This window comes from Cyclobacterium sp. SOCE241 (assembly GCF_056867545.1).
Map to the genome: position 1 here is coordinate 2,603,704 of NZ_CP149779.1, position 17,364 is coordinate 2,621,067.

Genomic DNA, 17,364 nt, shown 5'->3' on the forward strand with positions numbered 1-17,364 from the left:
CACTTTAAAAAATCTGAGAGACAGACTATCAAATAAGAAATTTTCAATGGACCAAATAGTATGAATGTTTCCATTTTTTTAACTTATAGCAGCTTTATCCATCAGACACATTCGTATGAGAAAAATAGATGGTCTTTTAGAAGAATATGGCATTAGTCACCAAAACCCTACCAATAAAACCATACATTGGTTTTGCGTCCCTGCAATTTTTTTCAGTATTGTAGGTTTGATTTACAGCATCCCTCCCGGGCCATTGAATTCTATGGATTTCCTCCTGAGTAATTTCACTAATTGGGCTACCATAGCATTGCTTCTTGTGTTGTATTATTACATTACATTATCTGTCCCCCTGGCTTTAGGAATGTTTTTATTCTCTGCAGTCTGCTTGGCAGCGGCCAATTTATTGTCATTATTTTTACCTATACCCTTGTGGCTTTTTTCCATAATCCTCTTTATAGTAGCATGGATTCTTCAATTTTACGGCCATAAAATTGAAGGAAAAAACCATCTTTCTTTAAGGATGTCCAATTTCTCCTGATTGGCCCGGCTTGGTTGATGCATTTCATATATAAACGCTTAGGTATAGGCTATTAATATTTGCTCATTACCCAACGAGGAAGTTTTGAATTGAAGGCTTGTCAATAGCTTAGTATTCTTATTATATTATTACCTTTCAAACCTATTTGCTTACCATTCGAATTATTTATGAACTCATTTATATTAGCTGTTGCTGAATTACCATTACTGTCAGACATTGTAGTCATCTTTGGATTGGCCACTTTGGTAATCTTGGTATTTATGCGACTCAAGCTCCCCACCATTATAGGGTACTTGCTTACCGGCGCCATCGCGGGCCCCTATGGTTTATCACTGGTATATGCCTCCACCGCAGTGGAAGTATTATCAGAAATAGGGTCATATTGCTACTGTTTGTTATTGGGCTTGAGTTTTCTCTGAAAAGCTTGATGGCCATCAAAAAAGCCGTATTTATAGGAGGCAGTTTACAGGTAAGCCTTACTATTGGCGCCACAGCCTTGATTAGCTACCTTTTTGGCTTTAGCTGGAATATTTCAGTATTTTTCGGCTTTTTGTTTGCCTTAAGTAGTACAGCCATCGTCTTGAAATTATTACAAGAATCCGGACAAGTGAACACAATCTCCGGACGAACTACTCTGGCTATTCTGATCTTTCAGGACATCATCATTGTGCCTTTGGTTCTTTTCACTCCCATGCTGGCAGGAGAGTCCGACAATGTCCTCCTCTCGCTTTTTTATATGGCTTTAAAGGGAGGCTTGGTAATTTTGCTCACCATACTCAGTGCAAAATACCTAATTCCCCAATTGCTATACCGTATTGCAAAAACCAAAAATGAAGAGCTTTTCCTATTAAGCATTATTGTAACCTGTTTTGCCGTAGCCTATGCCACTTCATTACTGGGACTTTCTCTAGGCTTGGGAGCTTTTTTGGCAGGACTTATTATCAGTGAATCAGAATACAGCCACCACGCTACGGGTAAGATACTTCCATTTAGAGAAATATTCTTGAGCTTCTTTTTCGTTTCTGTGGGGATGCTTTTTGACATAAGCTTTTTGACCGAACACTTGTTACTTATCTTGGCTTTGGTAGCGCTTACTTTTGTAGTGAAGTTTATAGTAGCTTCTCTGGCTGTAAAATCATTGGGAAGTAGTTTTAAAGAATCTTTTATAGTGGGTTTTTCTATCTTCCAAGTTGGTGAATTTTCTCTTTTACTGGCCAAAGAGGGGTTAAAATACGAGTTATTGGACAATACTACTTATCAATTTTTTCTTGCCATCTCTATCCTTACCATGATTATAACCCCTTTTGTTCTGAAACAAAGGGAAAAGCTTGCCTATAGGGTGCTCAATACCCCAATGCCGAAAAAGATCAAAGATAGGTTAGAAGAACGCGTACAGGTCCCGGAAATTGAACTTGAAAAAGAATTGCTGAATGACCACTTGGTAATTATTGGTTATGGACTGAATGGAAGAAACTTGGCTAGGGCTGCTAAAAGGGCTAAAATCAATTATGTTATCATAGAAATGAACCCTGAAACGGTTAAAGTGGAAGCAGCAAAGGGTGAACCTATTATCTATGGTGATGCAGGCAATGCTGTGGTACTTGAGCATGTTCAAATCCACAAAGCCAGGGTAGCTGTAATTGCCATCTCCAACCAACCTGCCACTACCGGGATAATTATGAACATCAGGGAAGCCTCCCAAAATGTTTTTATTATCGTTAGAACAAGGTATGTCAATGAAATCGAATCGATGCTCAATATGGGAGCCGATGAAGTTATTCCTGAAGAATTTGAAACTTCCATTGAAATTTTCACTAGGGTATTAAATAAATACCTTGTTCCTAAGGGTGAAATTGATGATTTCACCGATGATGTAAGGTTTCACAATTACGAAGTTTTCCGAACGCCTTCCAATGACAGTTCTGTTCCTAGCCTTGACATCCCTGAAATCAATTTCTCAGGAATAAAAATTGAAAAAGACTATGGCCAGTTTATCGGCAAATCAATTAAGGACAGCAATTTAAGAGAAAAATCAGGCCTCAATTTGGTAGCCATCAAACGCGAAGGAAAAACCCTTACTGACATAACCGGTCATACCAAAATTAAGTTGGGAGACATTGTGTATGTGGTAGGTAAACCCGAGGCATTGGAAAGCTTTGTGGAAGAAGTGGGAATAGGCTAGCTCAGAATAGGCGGAGACTTCCTGCTTTCTTAAACCTATAGTTTGAGTACTACAACTGATTTAATCCCAACTCATTCCGGGAAATTTTCCCTTCGTTTACTGGAGCCTTAAAAAAAGAGCCTTTCCAAGTTAAATTGAAAAGGCTCTTTTCTATAATTTATAAATGGGTAGCACTAAATGATTAGCATGGCATCACCATAACTAAAGAATTTATAACCCTCTTTGATTCCTTCTTGGTAAGCCTTCATGATCAAATCATACCCACCAAAGGCAGAAGCTGTCATCAACAATGTTGATTCAGGCAAATGAAAGTTGGTGATTAGGGCATTGGCAATTTTAAATTCGTAAGGAGGAATGATAAACTTATCTGTCCACCCACTACTTGCTTTTAATCTACCATTGGCAGTAACGGAAGATTCAATCGTTTTAAGAGAGGTTGTTCCCACAGACACCACTCTTTTCTTTTCATCAAGGGCGGTATTGACCAAATCAACAGTTCCTTGTGGAATGTCATAATTCTCCGAATCCATTTTATGCTTGGTAAGATCTTCCACATCAACTTGCCTGAAAGTCCCTAGCCCAATATGCAAAGTAATAGGACTAACTTCTACACCTTTAATTTCCAGTCGCTTCATCAAATGTGGAGTAAAATGCAAACCTGCCGTTGGGGCGGCAACAGCGCCTACATGTTGAGCAAAGATGGTTTGATACCGCTCTCTGTCAGCATCTACCACATCTCTTTCGATGAAATCTTTCAATATAGGCGTTTCACCAAGAGTATCTATGGTCTTGTAAAACTCCTCATCTGTACCGTCAAATAAAAACCGAATGGTTCGGCCTCTGGAAGTAGTGTTGTCAATTACTTCAGCAACCAAATCACTATCACCAAAATAAAGCTTGTTCCCCACCCTAATCTTTCTGGCAGGGTCCACTAAAACATCCCACAACCTAAGCTCCTGATTGAGTTCTCTTAATAAAAAAACCTCTATCTTGGCCCCGGTTTTTTCTTTGTTTCCATACAGTCTTGCAGGAAATACCTTTGTATTGTTGGTTACAAATACATCTCCTGTATCAAAATAATCGATGACATCTTTGAAAACTTTATGTTCTATCTTTCCGGTATCCTTGTGAATAACCATTAATCTGGATTCATCTCGGTTTTCCGGTGGATGAAGGGCAATAAGTTTTTTGGAATTTCAAACTTGAAATCTGATAACTTCATATGTATATATTTAGGAAATACCTATTAAACGTAATTATCGTAAAAAATGCAAAGTTAATAAGAATTTAGCCAGATTCTATTTATATTGTCAAATTGTTTTAAAAAATATTGAAATTTGATCGTATTCAGACTAATTTGGGAGAGTTTTCGCTTTGCGATGGATGCACTAAAGTCTAATTTGACGAGAACCATACTTTCGTTATTGGGTGTAACAGTGGGTATTTTCGCCATTATTGCTGTTTTTACATTAGTAGATTCATTGGAAAAAAACATCAAAGACAGCCTGACTTTCCTAGGGAGTAATGTGGTTCGGGTAGACCGGTTTCCATTTGCCGAAAATGGGCGAAATTATCCCTGGTGGAGGTATTTCAGGAGGCCCCCGGAACCTACGCTGAATTTTCATTTTTAGAAGAACGTCTGAAAAGCGCCCAAGCTGTCACCATCTCTGCCAACACAAGGACTACTGTAAAGGCCAATAGCAATGCCTATGAAATGGCCAATCTAGACGGTGTTGTTTTCAACCATAAAGAGGTTTACGACATACCTATTGATAAAGGAAGGTTTTTTACCGAGATGGAGATTAAGGCTGCGAGGAATGTGGCCATAATTGGTGTAAAGATCGGAGAAGCCTTATTTCCGGGACAGGAACCTTTGGGCAAAACCTTTAAAATAAAAGGATTAAAGTTTACAGTGGTAGGGTTGTTTGTGGAAGAAGGAGAAGGTCTTTTTGACACCCCTCTAAGGATGAAGCGCTATTGGTACCCTATGGAGCATTTACCAAACTATTTTATGTGGGTAAAAACGGTATAGAGCCAATCATAGCAGCCAAAGGAAGAGATGATGACCCCGGGTTGGTCATGCTGGAAAATGAAATGGCAGGACTTCTCAGAGCAAAAAGAGGTTTAAAACCGACCGCTGAAAACAATTTTGCCTTGAATAAATCAGAATTTATTCAAGATGCAGTAGGCTCCATCTTTGCTGTGATCTCTATCGCAGGAGGGGTAATTGGAGGATTCTCAATCCTAATTGGAGGATTTGGAATTGCCAATATCATGTTTGTATCAGTAAAAGAAAGGACCGGTATAATCGGTATTCAGAAATCTCTAGGTGCAAAAAACTATTTTATCCTCCTGCAATTCCTATTTGAAGCGACTGCTTTAAGCCTAATTGGAGGATTATCCGGACTAATTGTGGTGTATGCTGCCACCTTTGTTTCTCTTGGCAATTTAGAAATCATACTCTCCTTAAAAAACATTATCTTGGGGCTTGTATTATCATCTGCCATTGGTATTGTTTCGGGTATCATACCTGCTTCACTGGCATCAAAAATGGATCCGGTAGTGGCTATCAGAATGTGACAACCTCCACCAGAACCAATTGCTTTTCATCAAAGAACTTTACTCTGCAGACTTGCCTTTTTTACCGGCTTTTGCCTTTTCCTTATCAGCCTTCACAACACCGGCTTTTTCCAACACCTTCAACTCAATTTCTTCCATCAATTCAGGATTGTCCAATAGGAGATTTTTAACAGCATCCCTACCTTGACCTAGCTTATTTCCCTCGTAAGAAAACCAAGACCCTGCTTTTTTAACAATTTCAAACTCAACACCAAGGTCAATTACCTCTCCTACTTTGGAGATTCCTTCCCCGTACATAATGTCAAACTCCACCACCTTAAATGGAGGGAAACTTTGTTTTTCACTACTTTTACTTTGGTTCTATTGCCTAGAATATTATCAGGTCCATCTTTAATTTGACCTATTCTACGGATATCCAAGCGAACAGAAGCATAAAACTTTAGGGCATTTCCACCAGTGGTGGTTTCAGGATTACCAAACATCACCCCAATCTTCTCTCTCAACTGGTTGATAAAGATACAAGCACAACCTGTTTTATTGATGGCACCTGTAAGCTTTCTAAGGGCCTGGGACATCAACCTGGCTTGTAGGCCCATTTTAGAATCTCCCATTTCCCCCTCAAGTTCACCCTTAGGCACCAAGGCAGCGACGGAGTCAATCACAATAATATCAATGGCTCCTGACCTGATAAGGTGCTCAGCAATTTCCAAGGCTTGTTCACCACTGTCCGGCTGAGAGATGAGCAGGTTTTCAATGTCTATTCCCAATTTTTCGGCGTAGGCTTTATCAAAAGCATGCTCTGCATCTATAAATGCCGCTAAGCCACCTGCTTTTGCGCCTCAGCGATACAATGCATAGAAAGTGTTGTTTTCCCGGAAGATTCCGGACCATATATCTCTATCACTCTTCCTCTTGGTACTCCCCCAATACCAAGGGCCATGTCCAAACCCAATGATCCTGTAGAAATAGCAGGCACATCTAGTACCACATTATCACTCAATTTCATTACGGTCCCTTTACCGTAGGTTTTTCCAACTTATCCAGCGTAAGCTGTAAGGCTTTTAATTTTTCAGTATTTCCACTCATAGTCTCTTCAGATATTCACTGTTGTTCATTCCTAATGTGAAAGTAAACATTAGGCAGGTCATTAACAACTATTGAATAACCATTGTTAGCGCAAGACAATGTAGTACATTTGAAGAATGAAACATCATTCCCTGAAATTCACAATGGTATGAACTTTGAAGTAAAACTTTTAAAAAAGCATGATCGTGTACCTCCAATCACTTGCAATAGCGCTGTTATTGCTTTTTCAAACTGCTGTAAATGCACAAAGCCAAGACATTGTTAACAAGGCATTTACCAAAGGAGAAACGCTTACTTTTAATGTGAGTTATTTCCTTTTTAATGCTGCTGAGGCCAAAATGGTGATCGACAATAACATCCACTATATCAATGGAAAGCCAACCTATAAGGTAGATGTCTACGGAAAAACCCTAAGCATTTTTAAGCTTTTTTATGTAAAAGACAATTGGGGAAGCTATATAGATACTGCCAAAATTATTCCTTACCGCTCTTACCGACATATTGAAGAAGGGAATTATCGAAAACATGAGGTAATTGACTTCGACCATAAAGACCAAATGGCCTATACCAAATTGTATGATAGGGAGAATGAGTTCATTAAAGAGAGGAAATCCCATGCCATCCCCCCAAATGTTCAGGACATTGTCAGCGGTTATTATCTATTGCGAACAATGGATTTCTCCGGGTTAACAAAAGGTGATAAAATTGAAATCAAAGGTTTTTTTGACGAGAAAAATTATAACTTAAAATTAACATACGAGGGCATGGACGACATATCCACTGACATTGGTGATTTTGACACCTATATTTTCAGCCCTGAGATGCCCAGCAACAAACTCTTTAGAGGTAAAAAACCAATTAAAATATGGATTACCGCAGATGAAAACCGAATTCCGGTTAAAATTAAGGCCAGCATGTTTGTCGGTTCCATAAATATGGAGATCGTCTCTGCCGAAGGGTTAAGCAACAATTAATTAACAATGGGTTAAAATTAATTTAATCTAAACCATCGCTTTTTTAATGATTCCCATTCAATTAATCAGTTCAGCCTACAAAGACTTAATTGTTTTTTTATAATCCTTATCTTTGTAGCTTCATTCAAAATAAATTGTTTTTCAGGAAATCATAAGATGGGCAACAATCAGAAACAAAGGGTATTGGTAGTAGATGACGAAGAGGATATCATTGAAATCTTAACCTACAATTTGGAAAAAGAAGGTTATGAGGTCAACTCAGCAAGTGACGGTATCACAGCAGTAAAAAAGCCGCTACATTCAAGCCTGATGTCATCCTATTGGACATCATGATGCCCAATCAAGATGGGGTGGAAACCTGCCGTCAATTGAGAGAAAACCCCGATCTCAAGAATACCTTTATCATATTCCTCACTGCCCGATCAGAAGAATATTCGGAGGTGGCAGCCTTTGATGTCGGAGCAGATGACTACATCCTTAAGCCCATCAAGCCTAGGGCATTGGTAAGCCGGATCGCTGCACTTTTTCGAAGAGAAATTAAAAAAGAAGCAGACACCTCAAAAATTTCCATCAAGGACTTGATCATTGATCGCACAAGTTTCACCCTATTAAAGGACGGTGAGTTAATTGTGTTGCCAAAGAAAGAATTTGAACTGTTGCACTTTTTGGCAAAAAACCCCAATACGGTGTTTAACAGAGACGAACTGCTAAAAAACATTTGGGGCACAGATGTGTTTGTCTTGGCCAGAACAGTGGATGTTCATATTCGTAAGATTAGAGAAAAAATAGGTGAGGATTATATCTTTACTGTGAAAGGCGTAGGTTATAAATTCAATACATGATCAGCACTTCAAAAGGCATTGCATTTGGGCTTGCCATTTCTATAGCCTTACTATTGGTGGCCTTTTTATCCCTTTTGGAGGCCTCCAATTCCATAATACTGCTGGCTGCCGGCACCCTTACCTTTTCCATTGCCTACCTATTGATCCACCTTAGCCTTGAATACCTGATTTTTAGAGAAATCGGCAATATCTACAGCGTATTGGAGAAAATTCAAAAAAAGACACCACTTTCAAAGCCAGCAATAAGATAAAAGCTTCACTCCCACCGTTAAAGAGTATCCAAGCCAATATTCATGATTATGCGGCGGCCAAAAACAGGGAAATTGAAACCTTACAAAAGAATGAAACCTTTAGGCGGGAATTTTTTGCCGACATTTCCCATGAACTGAAAACGCCTATTTTTGCGGCCCAAGGTTATATCCACACCCTAATGGACGGTGCGATAGAAGACCATACCGTTAGGGATAAGTTTTTAAAACGAGCCGCCAAAAGCCTTAACAACCTTGAAGACCTGGTGCAGGATTTGATTACCATCAATCAAATTGAAAGTGGGTTTATTCGCTTTCATCCCAGCAATTTTGACCTGAAAGAATCCATTCAGGAAGTCGTAGAACAATTGGAAGGGAAAGCCCTTAAAAGGGACATCCATATAATTTTCAAATATGACAAAGCAACGAGTTACCAAACATACGCTGACAAGGACAAAATTTTCAGGGTTTTACAAAACCTAGTCTCCAATGCCATCAAATACAATAAAGACAGTGGCACTGTAACCATTCAAATCAATGACCACAAAAACCATTTTACGGTGAAAGTCAAAGACCAGGGCATAGGCATCCACCCGGATGACCTTAAGCGGATTTTTGAGCGTTTTTATAGGGTAGAGAAGAGTCGTTCCAGAGAAAAGGGCGGCACCGGACTGGGTTTGGCCATTGTCAAACATATCCTGGAAGGACATCAATCCAAAATTGGCGTTAGTTCTACCCCCGGCAAGGGTTCTGTCTTTAGTTTTGAGCTACCTCATGCGGCCAAAAAAATGGCCGTTGAGGAAGGACATTCAAAAAAATAAAACCAAGTGTTTTCAATTAGGCTTTTTTTTATTGGCTAATTTCAGAACTTTGTATCGAAACACAAGGGTATGAAAAAGATCGATTTTAAATCATTGGTAGTTAAAGAAACCAATGATTATTTAATAGTCAATAAACCGCCATATTTCCCCACGCTGGATGATAGGCATGAGGCACAAAATATGCTGGCATTGGCCAGACTGGAATTTCCGGACATTCAGGTTTGTCACCGATTGGACAAGGAAACATCGGGTTGCCTGGTATTTGCCAAAAACCCTGATGCTTACCGAAATATTGCCATGCAGTTTGAGGACAGAAAAGTAGAAAAGGTCTACCACGCTGTGGCTGAAGGGATTCATGATTTTGATGGCATAATGGTAGATAGAAATCTTTCGGCCAGCAAAAACGGCATTGCCAGAATCGTACCTAGTGGCAAGCCGGCACAAACCATTTTTAAAACTGTAAAAAGTTACTTTGCCCATACCCTTATTGCCTGTAAGCCAATTACCGGCCGTCTGCATCAAATTCGAATTCACCTGGCTTACCTTGCTGCGCCCATTTGTGGGGACGAGCTTTACGGTGGCCAACCGCTCTATTTATCAAGTATCAAAAGGAAATTTAATTTAAAAAAAGGTACCGAAGAGCGCCCCATTATGCAACGGGTGGCGCTCCATGCTTTTGCCATTTCCTTTACAGACCTTTCCGGAGAAAAATAAGTGCAGAAGCACCTTACCCCAAAGATTTCGCAGTAATGGTCAAGCAATTGGAAAAAACCAGTAAATAGTTGTGATTTTGTCAGCATTGTTGCAGAAAAGAGCAACAATACCGCCAAAATCATATCAACGGATAATTTACTAAACCAGTGGCTGAGGCCACTGGCTACAAAAATATCTCCCCTGCCGGGGTTTTAGGTTTCGAACAGGTTATTACGTGGCTTAAAAAAATCATTGTGCAAGTAACTTTTTCCTGAACTGCTTTTTCATTACATAACTTTACACCCTGAAAGCATATTCGTCGGTAGATATTACTTCGTCAGGGTTGGTGATTACTCCGCTGGGAGTAGTTTAGAACTACTCCCAATTATCCAATTTAAAAGAATTTGAGGCATTTGCAATGCCGGCTCCACCTTTCAGTGCCGGGATTTGGTTTCACATTTTAACCCAATGACATAGTGGGCGTTTTTGATAAGAAATAGACGTTGTGATTTTGTCAGCATTGTTGCAGAAATGAGCAACAATACCGCCAAAATCAGGATGGCGCTATAATTTTCACACCAAGGGGACACCCTTGGCTGAGATATTTCGCCCCTGCAGGGCTGGAAAATAGGGCACTTTTCCGTGAACTGCTTCATTACATAACTTTACACCCTGAAAGCATATTCGTCGGTAGATATTACTTCGTCAGGGTTGGTGATTTCTAGAAAAGCTGGGCAATTTTAAACCCGGCGGATTCAACGACTTCGATGGCTTCGACGGCTTCGACAGGCTCAGCCACCGGAGACAACTCAGTCACCGTAGCCACCGAATATATCACAACCACCGGACACGCCTCAGCCAATATTGCCAATCCCCTCACCGAATATTACATAATTAAGTTAATTCTGAACTTATTATACTCAGCATCCCAGGCCTGGAGGGCCTGAATAATAATAACCGTGGGTGAAAACCCACGGGTCAGAAATCTACCTGAAATACCGCAACCCCGGATGGGGTTGAACAGGGATCCGGGAGTTGTTTTGAACTATTCCCAATTATCCATTTTAAAAGAATTTGAGGCATTTGCAATGCCTGCTCCACAATTATAGACGAATAAAATCAAAGGTATTTTAATTATAAACGCTACTTCTTCTCATTCCTCCACCTCAAATTGCACCACCATATATCTTAAATGGTCCTCATCATAATCTGGACTGTTTTCATTGTTAAGCGAGAGGTATAAGCCTTCTTCTCCTACAAATACATTAGAAGAAGTATGTACTTGAAATTTATCAAAAACATGTTCACCTAAAATATTCAAATCCTTGTCCAAAACCATCACGCCTATAAAAGGCCTCGAGCGGTTTAGCATACTTAGTTTCTCTAAAGAATACTCTCTTTCATCCATATATCCCGGATAAAAAACGATAAAAACAATCCCTGTACTTGTCATAAAGAATTATTCCATAAAGGTCATGAATTAATGTATTAACCCTCCCCTCTTCACGGGATCCCGGAATCTCATTTAAAAAATAAAAGCTATTGATATGATCTGACTTAACATCTATCTTTTCAATTACCTTTTCCTTACTCATATCAAACACCTGGATTTCATGATCATACCATGGTGATATATAAAGCTTGTCCTTTCTTCTTGCCCATGAAAAATAGGCTCTTTTTTTCCTTTGTCCCAATAATCCTTAGCATAATACACATCATACCATTTGGACTGATCTGAAACCATATCATAACTATAGACCAGAGAATGTTTTTGAATGTCTTCTTTATTCATCCCATGATGATTCATAAAATACGGCTGCATGCCAAAAACCTTATCCCCATATCGATGCAATTCTTTATCAAAATCCGAACCCAAATAAGTAATATCTACTTTACCTGAGGTAATGGACTTTTCAAACAGTTTTTCCCCTTTATAATTGATGTAACCTATGGCATGAGGCTCAAAAGTTGCCCAAACTTTATCTTTTTCTAAACCGGCTATACCTGAACTTCTGCTCATACTATTCGGCCCATCGTCTTCCAAAATGATCTCATTGGCCACTTTTCCATCTTCCATATTCATAAATTGTAAACGCATTGAATTAGGATTAATGTAAAAAAGGTGTTGACCTGAATCTGATTCTACCAAACGGACATAAGCCGGGTTAGGGAATAAATTTTTCTCAGGTTTAATCTCAATCTCCTTTATAACTACCAGATCAATTGAATCTTTTTTTTGACTATTTTGGCAACAGCAAAACAATAGAAAAATAATAATAATTTGTACTTTCATAATCATCTCAATTAACTATAATGCCATTCGATGATAAATTCAACGAATGGCATTTAAAATTATCTCAAATTTCAATTAACACAACAATTCTTAATGAAATTTATATTTAACCTATTAACAAGGTGTTTTAACCACAAAGACCTTCCTTTTTCGTTTCAAATTTCCTTTTTCAAAAAAACCGAAAAACAAAGAATCCAAATGAAACTAACATTGGTTTTCACAAATACATGGTTCATTATCCATTGGAATTTTGCACCCATCTAAAGGATCACCAGGTGCATCTTTCCAATCACACCATTTAACAGAACCTTGTTCAAATACATCTGCATTTTGCGTAGAAACAAAGCCTAAACCAATCAATGCTCCCAGAGTACCCAATAAAAGAACTGGTTTTTTAATTAACTTTTTCATAAATAATAAGAAAATTTAAGTGTAACATTTATTTAGTTAAAACTAAAAAAAAAAAAATGAAACTACAAAATTAAACAAGCCTAAAACTCTTAAGGAACAAAATAATACTACATCACAAACACCACTTAACAATATATTATTTCGTATAAGCTTTACAAAAAGACCTATACAATCAATATAACACACACACTTTCCCCTTCTGGGAAATAATATTCTAATTTATTTTTAATAAATAATTTTACCTACCCAATATATTTTATATATAATTATTTCAATTTTATTTATAGAATTAACTATTAATTTATAAAACTCCTCTGGGAGTAATTTAAAACTACTCCCATTTATCCATTTTAAAAGAAATTGAGGCATTTGTAATGCCGGCTTCACAAAAAAGGACGAATAAAATCAAAGGTATTTTAATTATAAACAGTTCTTTTGCTCATTCGCCCACATCAAACCGAACCACCATATACCTTAAATGGTCCTCATCATAATCGGGACTGTTTTTATTGTTAAGCGAGAGGTATAAACCTTCTTCTCCTACAAATACATTAGAAGAAACATGTACTTGAAATTTATCAAAAACATACTCACCCAGTATATTCAAATCCTTGTCCAAAACCATCACACCTGTAAAGGGCCTTGAATTTCTTAGCATCCACAGTTTATCTATTGGATATTCTTCATCGTCAGTATATCCTGGATAAAAAAACCGATAAAAACAATCCCTATACTTGTCGTAAAGAACTATCCCATAAATATCATGACTTAACCTATTGATTAATGCTTCTTCGTGCGTCCTTGGAAGCTCATTTACATAATGTAAGCTATTGATATGGTCTGACTTAACTTTAACCTTATTAGTCACCTTTTCTTGCTCCATGTCAAATACCTGAATTTCATGGTCATACCATGGGGATATATAAAGTTTGTCCTCTCTTCTTACCCATGAAAAATCAGATAGTTTTTTCCCACTATCCCAATAATCCTTAGCATAATATACATCATACCACTTGGTCTGATCTGAAACCATATCATAACTATAGACCAGAGAATGTTTTTGGATGTCTTCTTTATTCATCCCATGATGATTCATGAAAAGCGGTTGCATACCAAAAACCTTATCCCCGTAGCGGTGAAGTTCCTTGTGAAAGTTCGATCTTATAGAAGTAATATCAACCTCACCAGAAGGTATTTTCTTTTTAAACAGTATTTCGCCCTTATAATTGAAATATCCTATTGCATGCGGCCTAAACGTTGCCCAAACCTTATCCTTCTCCAGACCTGCAATTCCGGAACGTCTGCTCATATTATTTGGCCCATCGTCTTCAAAAACGATCTCATTGACCACTTTTCCATCTTCCATATTCATAAATTGCAAACTCTTTGAAGTAGGATTCAAGTAAAAAGGTATTGCCCTGAATCTGATTCAATCAAATGAACATAAGCAGGGTTAGGGAAGGTCAGAACTTCAGGCTTAACTTTTAATTCTTTAACCTTTACTATTTCCAGCAATTTATTGTCTCCTTCTCCCTGACATGAACAAAATAGTAAAAGGAAAATGATAAAAACATTCCTGTTTTCTGATAAATTATTTGTAATAATTAGCATATAAAGAACTATTCAAAATGTTTTTTTTCTTATCAAAGGTCACCTATAAAGTTTCTCAACACTTAAAAAAGGAAAGAGAACTAAACTTAATCATTTAATAACTAATATAAAAGTTTAAAATTTCTCTCTAAACTTTGATGGATAAATTTATGGCAACGTGTGGAGAAATTCCGGCTTGAACAATACAGGTTAAGGGAAGAAAATAATATATCTTAGAATCCAGGGCTGGGATATGGTTTCACATTTTAACCCAATGACCTAATGCGCGTTTTTGACAAGAAATATACGTTGTGATTTTGTCAGCATTGTTGCAGAAAAGAGCAACAATACCGCCAAAATCATATCAACTGATAATTTACTAAACCAGTGGCTGAGGCCACTGGCTACAAAAATATCACCCCTATCGGGGTTTTAGGTTTCGAACAGGTTATTATGTGACTTAAAAAATCAATGGGTAAGGGTCGCTCCCCCTAGGAGTAATTTAAAACTACTCCCATTTATCCATTTTAAAAGAAATTGAGGCATTTGTAATGCCGGATTCACAAAAAAGGACGAATAAAATCAAAGGTATTTTAATTATAAACAGTTCTTTTGCTCAATCGCCCACATCAAACCGAACCACCATATACCTTAAATGGTCCTCATCATAATCGGGACTGTTTTCATTGTTAAGGGAGAGGTATAAGCCTTCTTCTCCTACAAATACATTAGAAGAAGTATGTACTTGAAATTTATCAAAGACATGTTCACCTATTATATTCAATTCCTTGTCCAAAACCATCACGCCTGTATAAGGTCTTGAATTTCTTAGCATCCACAGTTTATCTATTGGATATTCTTCATCATCCGTATATCCCGGATAAAAAAACGATAAAAACAATCCCTGTACTTGTCATAAAGAATTATTCCATATAGATCATTTTTTAAATAGCCCATTAACCCTTCTTCGTGTGTGCCTGGAATCTCATTTACATAATAAAAGCTATTGATATGATCTGACTTAACTGCCACCTTATTAATCACTTTTTCTTGCTCCATGTCAAATACCTGTATTTCATGGTCATACCATGGGGATATATAAAGCTTGTCCTCTCTTCTTACCCATGAAAAATCAGATAGTTTTTTCCCACTATCCCAATAATCCTTAGCATAATACACATCGTACCATTTGGTCTGATCTGAAACCATATCATAACTATAGACCAGAGAATGTTTTTGAATGTCTTCTTTATTCATCCCATGATGGTTCATAAAAAGCGGTTGCATGCCAAAAACCTTATCACCATATTGGTGAAGTCCCTTTTGAAAACTAGATCCTACATAAGTAATATCAACCTCACCAGATGGAATGTCCTTTTTAAATTGTATTTCTGCCTTATAGTTGAAATAAGCAATGGCATGTGGCCTAAAAGTTGTCCAAACTTTGTCGTCTTCCAGACCTGCAATTCCGGAACGTCTGCTCATACTATTCGGGCCATCGTATTCCAAAACGATCTCATTTGCTACTTTTCCATTTTCCATATTCATAAATTGTAAACTCATCGAAGTAGGATTCAGGTAAAAAAGGTGTTGACCTGAATCTGATTCTATCAAGTGAACATAGGGTGGATTAGGTATGGTCAGAACTTCAGGCTTAATTTTTATCTCCTTAACCAATTCTATTTCTAGAAATTTATTTTCTGTTTCTATCTGACAGGAATAAAACAGTGAAAGGAAAATGATAAAAACATTCCTATATTCTGATAAATTATTTGTAAAAATTAGCATATAAAGAGCTATTCAAAATGTTTTTTTCTTAATAGAGGTCACCTATAAAGTTTCTCAACACTTAAAAAAGGAAAGAGAACTAAACTTAATCATTTAATAACTAATATAAAAGTTTAAAATTTCTCTCTAAACTTTGATGGATAAATTTATGGCAACGTGTGGAGAAATTCCGGCTTGACCAATACAGGTTAAGGGAAGAAAATAATATATCTTAGAATCCAGGGCTGGGATATGGTTTCACATTTTAACCCAATGACCTAATGCGCGTTTTTGACAAGAAATATACGTTGTGATTTTGTCAGCATTGTTGCAGAAAAAAAGCAACAATACCGCCAAAATCATATTAACGGATAATTTCACTAAACCAGTGGCTGACGCCACTGGCTACAAAATATCACCCCTGTCGGGGTTTTAGGTTACGAACAGGTTATTACCTGGCTTAAAAATATCACTGGGAAGGCTCGCTTTTCCTCCTCTGGGAATAGTTTAGAACTACTCCCTACCATCCATTTGATAAGATTACGAGGCATTTGCAATGCCGGTTACACCTTTCAAGGCTGAGATTTGATTTGGCATTTTAACATAGGGGTCCCACCCTGTGTTTAGGGATTTCGCCATTTTAGAAATAGTTGTGATCTTGTCAGCATTGTTGCAGAAAAAAGCAACAATACCGCCAAAATCATATCAACTGATAATTTACTAAACCAGTGGCTTAGGCCACTGGCTACAAAATATCACCCCTGCCGGGGTTTTAGGTTTCGAACAGGTTATTATGTGACTTAAAAAATCATTGGGAAGGGTCGCTTTTCCCCCGAGGAGTAATTTAAAACTACTCCCATTTATCCATTTTTAAAGAATACGAGGCATTTGCAATGCCGGCTCCACTTTTTAGGGCTGAGGTTTGGTATTGCATTTTAATATAGGGTTGGCACCATGGGCTGATGTATTTTGCATTCAGGGCTGGGTAATTTGATTTGACCTCATGCCCGTTTTTGATATAATATAGACGTTGTGATTTTGTCAGCATTGTTGCAGAAAAAAGCAACAATACCGCCAAAATCGTGATGGGGGATAATTTTACTAAACCAGTGGCTGACGCCACTGGCTACAAAAATATCACCCCTGCCGGGGTTTTAGGTTTCGAACAAGTTATTACGTGGTTAAAAAAATAATTGGGCAGGGTAACTTTTTCCTGAACTGCTTTCATTACATAACTTCACACCCTGAAAGCATATTCGTCGGTAGATATTACTTCGTCAGGGTTGGTGATTACTCCGCTGGGAGTAGTTTAGAACTACTCCCAATTATCCAATTTAAA

10 protein-coding genes and 7 pseudogenes are annotated in these 17,364 nt (G+C 37.7%); 8 read left to right on the forward strand and 9 right to left on the reverse strand.

Features of this window, described 5'->3' with window-relative positions; translation table 11 throughout:
* The first annotated feature begins 115 nt into the window (after positions 1 to 115).
* Together WG932_RS12915 and WG932_RS12920 are read left to right on the forward strand one after the other, a co-directional pair.
* Positions 116 to 594 (forward strand): annotated as a pseudogene (locus WG932_RS12915) (Mpo1 family 2-hydroxy fatty acid dioxygenase).
* Positions 595 to 705: 111 nt separating this feature from the next.
* Positions 706 to 2,720, forward strand: a pseudogene (locus WG932_RS12920) (monovalent cation:proton antiporter family protein).
* A gap of 173 nt (positions 2,721 to 2,893) precedes the next feature.
* Here the strand turns inward: WG932_RS12920 and queA are convergent.
* A pseudogene (gene queA / locus WG932_RS12925) lies at positions 2,894 to 3,942 on the reverse strand (tRNA preQ1(34) S-adenosylmethionine ribosyltransferase-isomerase QueA).
* 115 nt (positions 3,943 to 4,057) lie between these two features.
* On the opposite strand from queA, the pseudogene WG932_RS12930 reads away from it, so the two are divergent.
* Positions 4,058 to 5,300: pseudogene (locus WG932_RS12930) on the forward strand (ABC transporter permease).
* Positions 5,301 to 5,339: 39 nt separating this feature from the next.
* Here WG932_RS12930 and recA read toward each other — a convergent pair.
* Positions 5,340 to 6,386: pseudogene (gene recA, locus WG932_RS12935) on the reverse strand (recombinase RecA).
* Positions 6,387 to 6,565: 179 nt separating this feature from the next.
* Here recA and WG932_RS12940 point away from each other — a divergent pair.
* The 5 genes and pseudogenes from WG932_RS12940 to WG932_RS12960 all read left to right on the forward strand — a co-directional run bounded on the left by WG932_RS12940 (position 6,566) and on the right by WG932_RS12960 (position 10,053).
* The gene (locus WG932_RS12940; RefSeq protein WP_149392597.1) at positions 6,566 to 7,360 is read left to right on the forward strand and encodes a DUF3108 domain-containing protein; all 795 of its coding nucleotides are present in this window, start codon (positions 6,566 to 6,568) and stop codon (positions 7,358 to 7,360) included.
* Positions 7,361 to 7,516: 156 nt separating this feature from the next.
* Positions 7,517 to 8,202, forward strand: a pseudogene (locus WG932_RS12945) (response regulator transcription factor).
* Positions 8,199 to 8,453, forward strand: coding sequence for a hypothetical protein (locus WG932_RS12950; RefSeq protein WP_483088223.1), 255 nt, complete (start codon positions 8,199 to 8,201; stop codon positions 8,451 to 8,453). Before WG932_RS12945 ends, WG932_RS12950 begins: the two are co-directional and overlap by 4 nt.
* A gap of 146 nt (positions 8,454 to 8,599) precedes the next feature.
* On the forward strand, positions 8,600 to 9,271 hold the full coding sequence (locus WG932_RS12955; RefSeq protein WP_483088637.1) for a sensor histidine kinase: 672 nt from the start codon (positions 8,600 to 8,602) through the stop codon (positions 9,269 to 9,271).
* A 69-nt stretch (positions 9,272 to 9,340) separates the two neighbouring features.
* Positions 9,341 to 10,053 (forward strand): annotated as a pseudogene (locus WG932_RS12960) (RluA family pseudouridine synthase).
* A gap of 1,064 nt (positions 10,054 to 11,117) precedes the next feature.
* Here the strand turns inward: WG932_RS12960 and WG932_RS12965 are convergent.
* The 7 genes from WG932_RS12965 to WG932_RS12995 form a co-directional block, all read right to left on the reverse strand.
* A complete protein-coding gene (locus WG932_RS12965; protein WP_483088224.1) occupies positions 11,118 to 11,417 on the reverse strand; it encodes a hypothetical protein in 300 nt (99 codons plus the stop codon).
* A 138-nt stretch (positions 11,418 to 11,555) separates the two neighbouring features.
* Positions 11,556 to 12,257 carry a hypothetical protein gene (locus tag WG932_RS12970; RefSeq protein WP_483088225.1) on the reverse strand — a complete coding sequence of 234 codons (702 nt, stop codon included), beginning with the start codon at positions 12,255 to 12,257 and terminating at the stop codon, positions 11,556 to 11,558.
* A 204-nt stretch (positions 12,258 to 12,461) separates the two neighbouring features.
* A complete protein-coding gene (locus WG932_RS12975) occupies positions 12,462 to 12,668 on the reverse strand; it encodes a hypothetical protein (RefSeq protein ID WP_483088226.1) in 207 nt (68 codons plus the stop codon).
* A gap of 439 nt (positions 12,669 to 13,107) precedes the next feature.
* Positions 13,108 to 14,034, reverse strand: a complete 927-nt coding sequence (locus WG932_RS12980; protein ID WP_483088227.1) for a DUF4221 family protein — start codon at positions 14,032 to 14,034, stop codon at positions 13,108 to 13,110.
* A gap of 32 nt (positions 14,035 to 14,066) precedes the next feature.
* Positions 14,067 to 14,279 (reverse strand): hypothetical protein, encoded by a 213-nt coding sequence (locus tag WG932_RS12985; protein ID WP_483088228.1) that lies wholly within the window; start codon positions 14,277 to 14,279, stop codon positions 14,067 to 14,069.
* 595 nt (positions 14,280 to 14,874) lie between these two features.
* Positions 14,875 to 15,093, reverse strand: coding sequence for a hypothetical protein (locus tag WG932_RS12990; RefSeq protein ID WP_483088229.1), 219 nt, complete (start codon positions 15,091 to 15,093; stop codon positions 14,875 to 14,877).
* An 11-nt stretch (positions 15,094 to 15,104) separates the two neighbouring features.
* Positions 15,105 to 16,046: a DUF4221 family protein gene (locus WG932_RS12995; RefSeq protein ID WP_483088230.1), complete on the reverse strand. Its 942-nt coding sequence runs from the start codon at positions 16,044 to 16,046 to the stop codon at positions 15,105 to 15,107.
* Positions 16,047 to 17,364 lie beyond the last annotated feature (1,318 nt).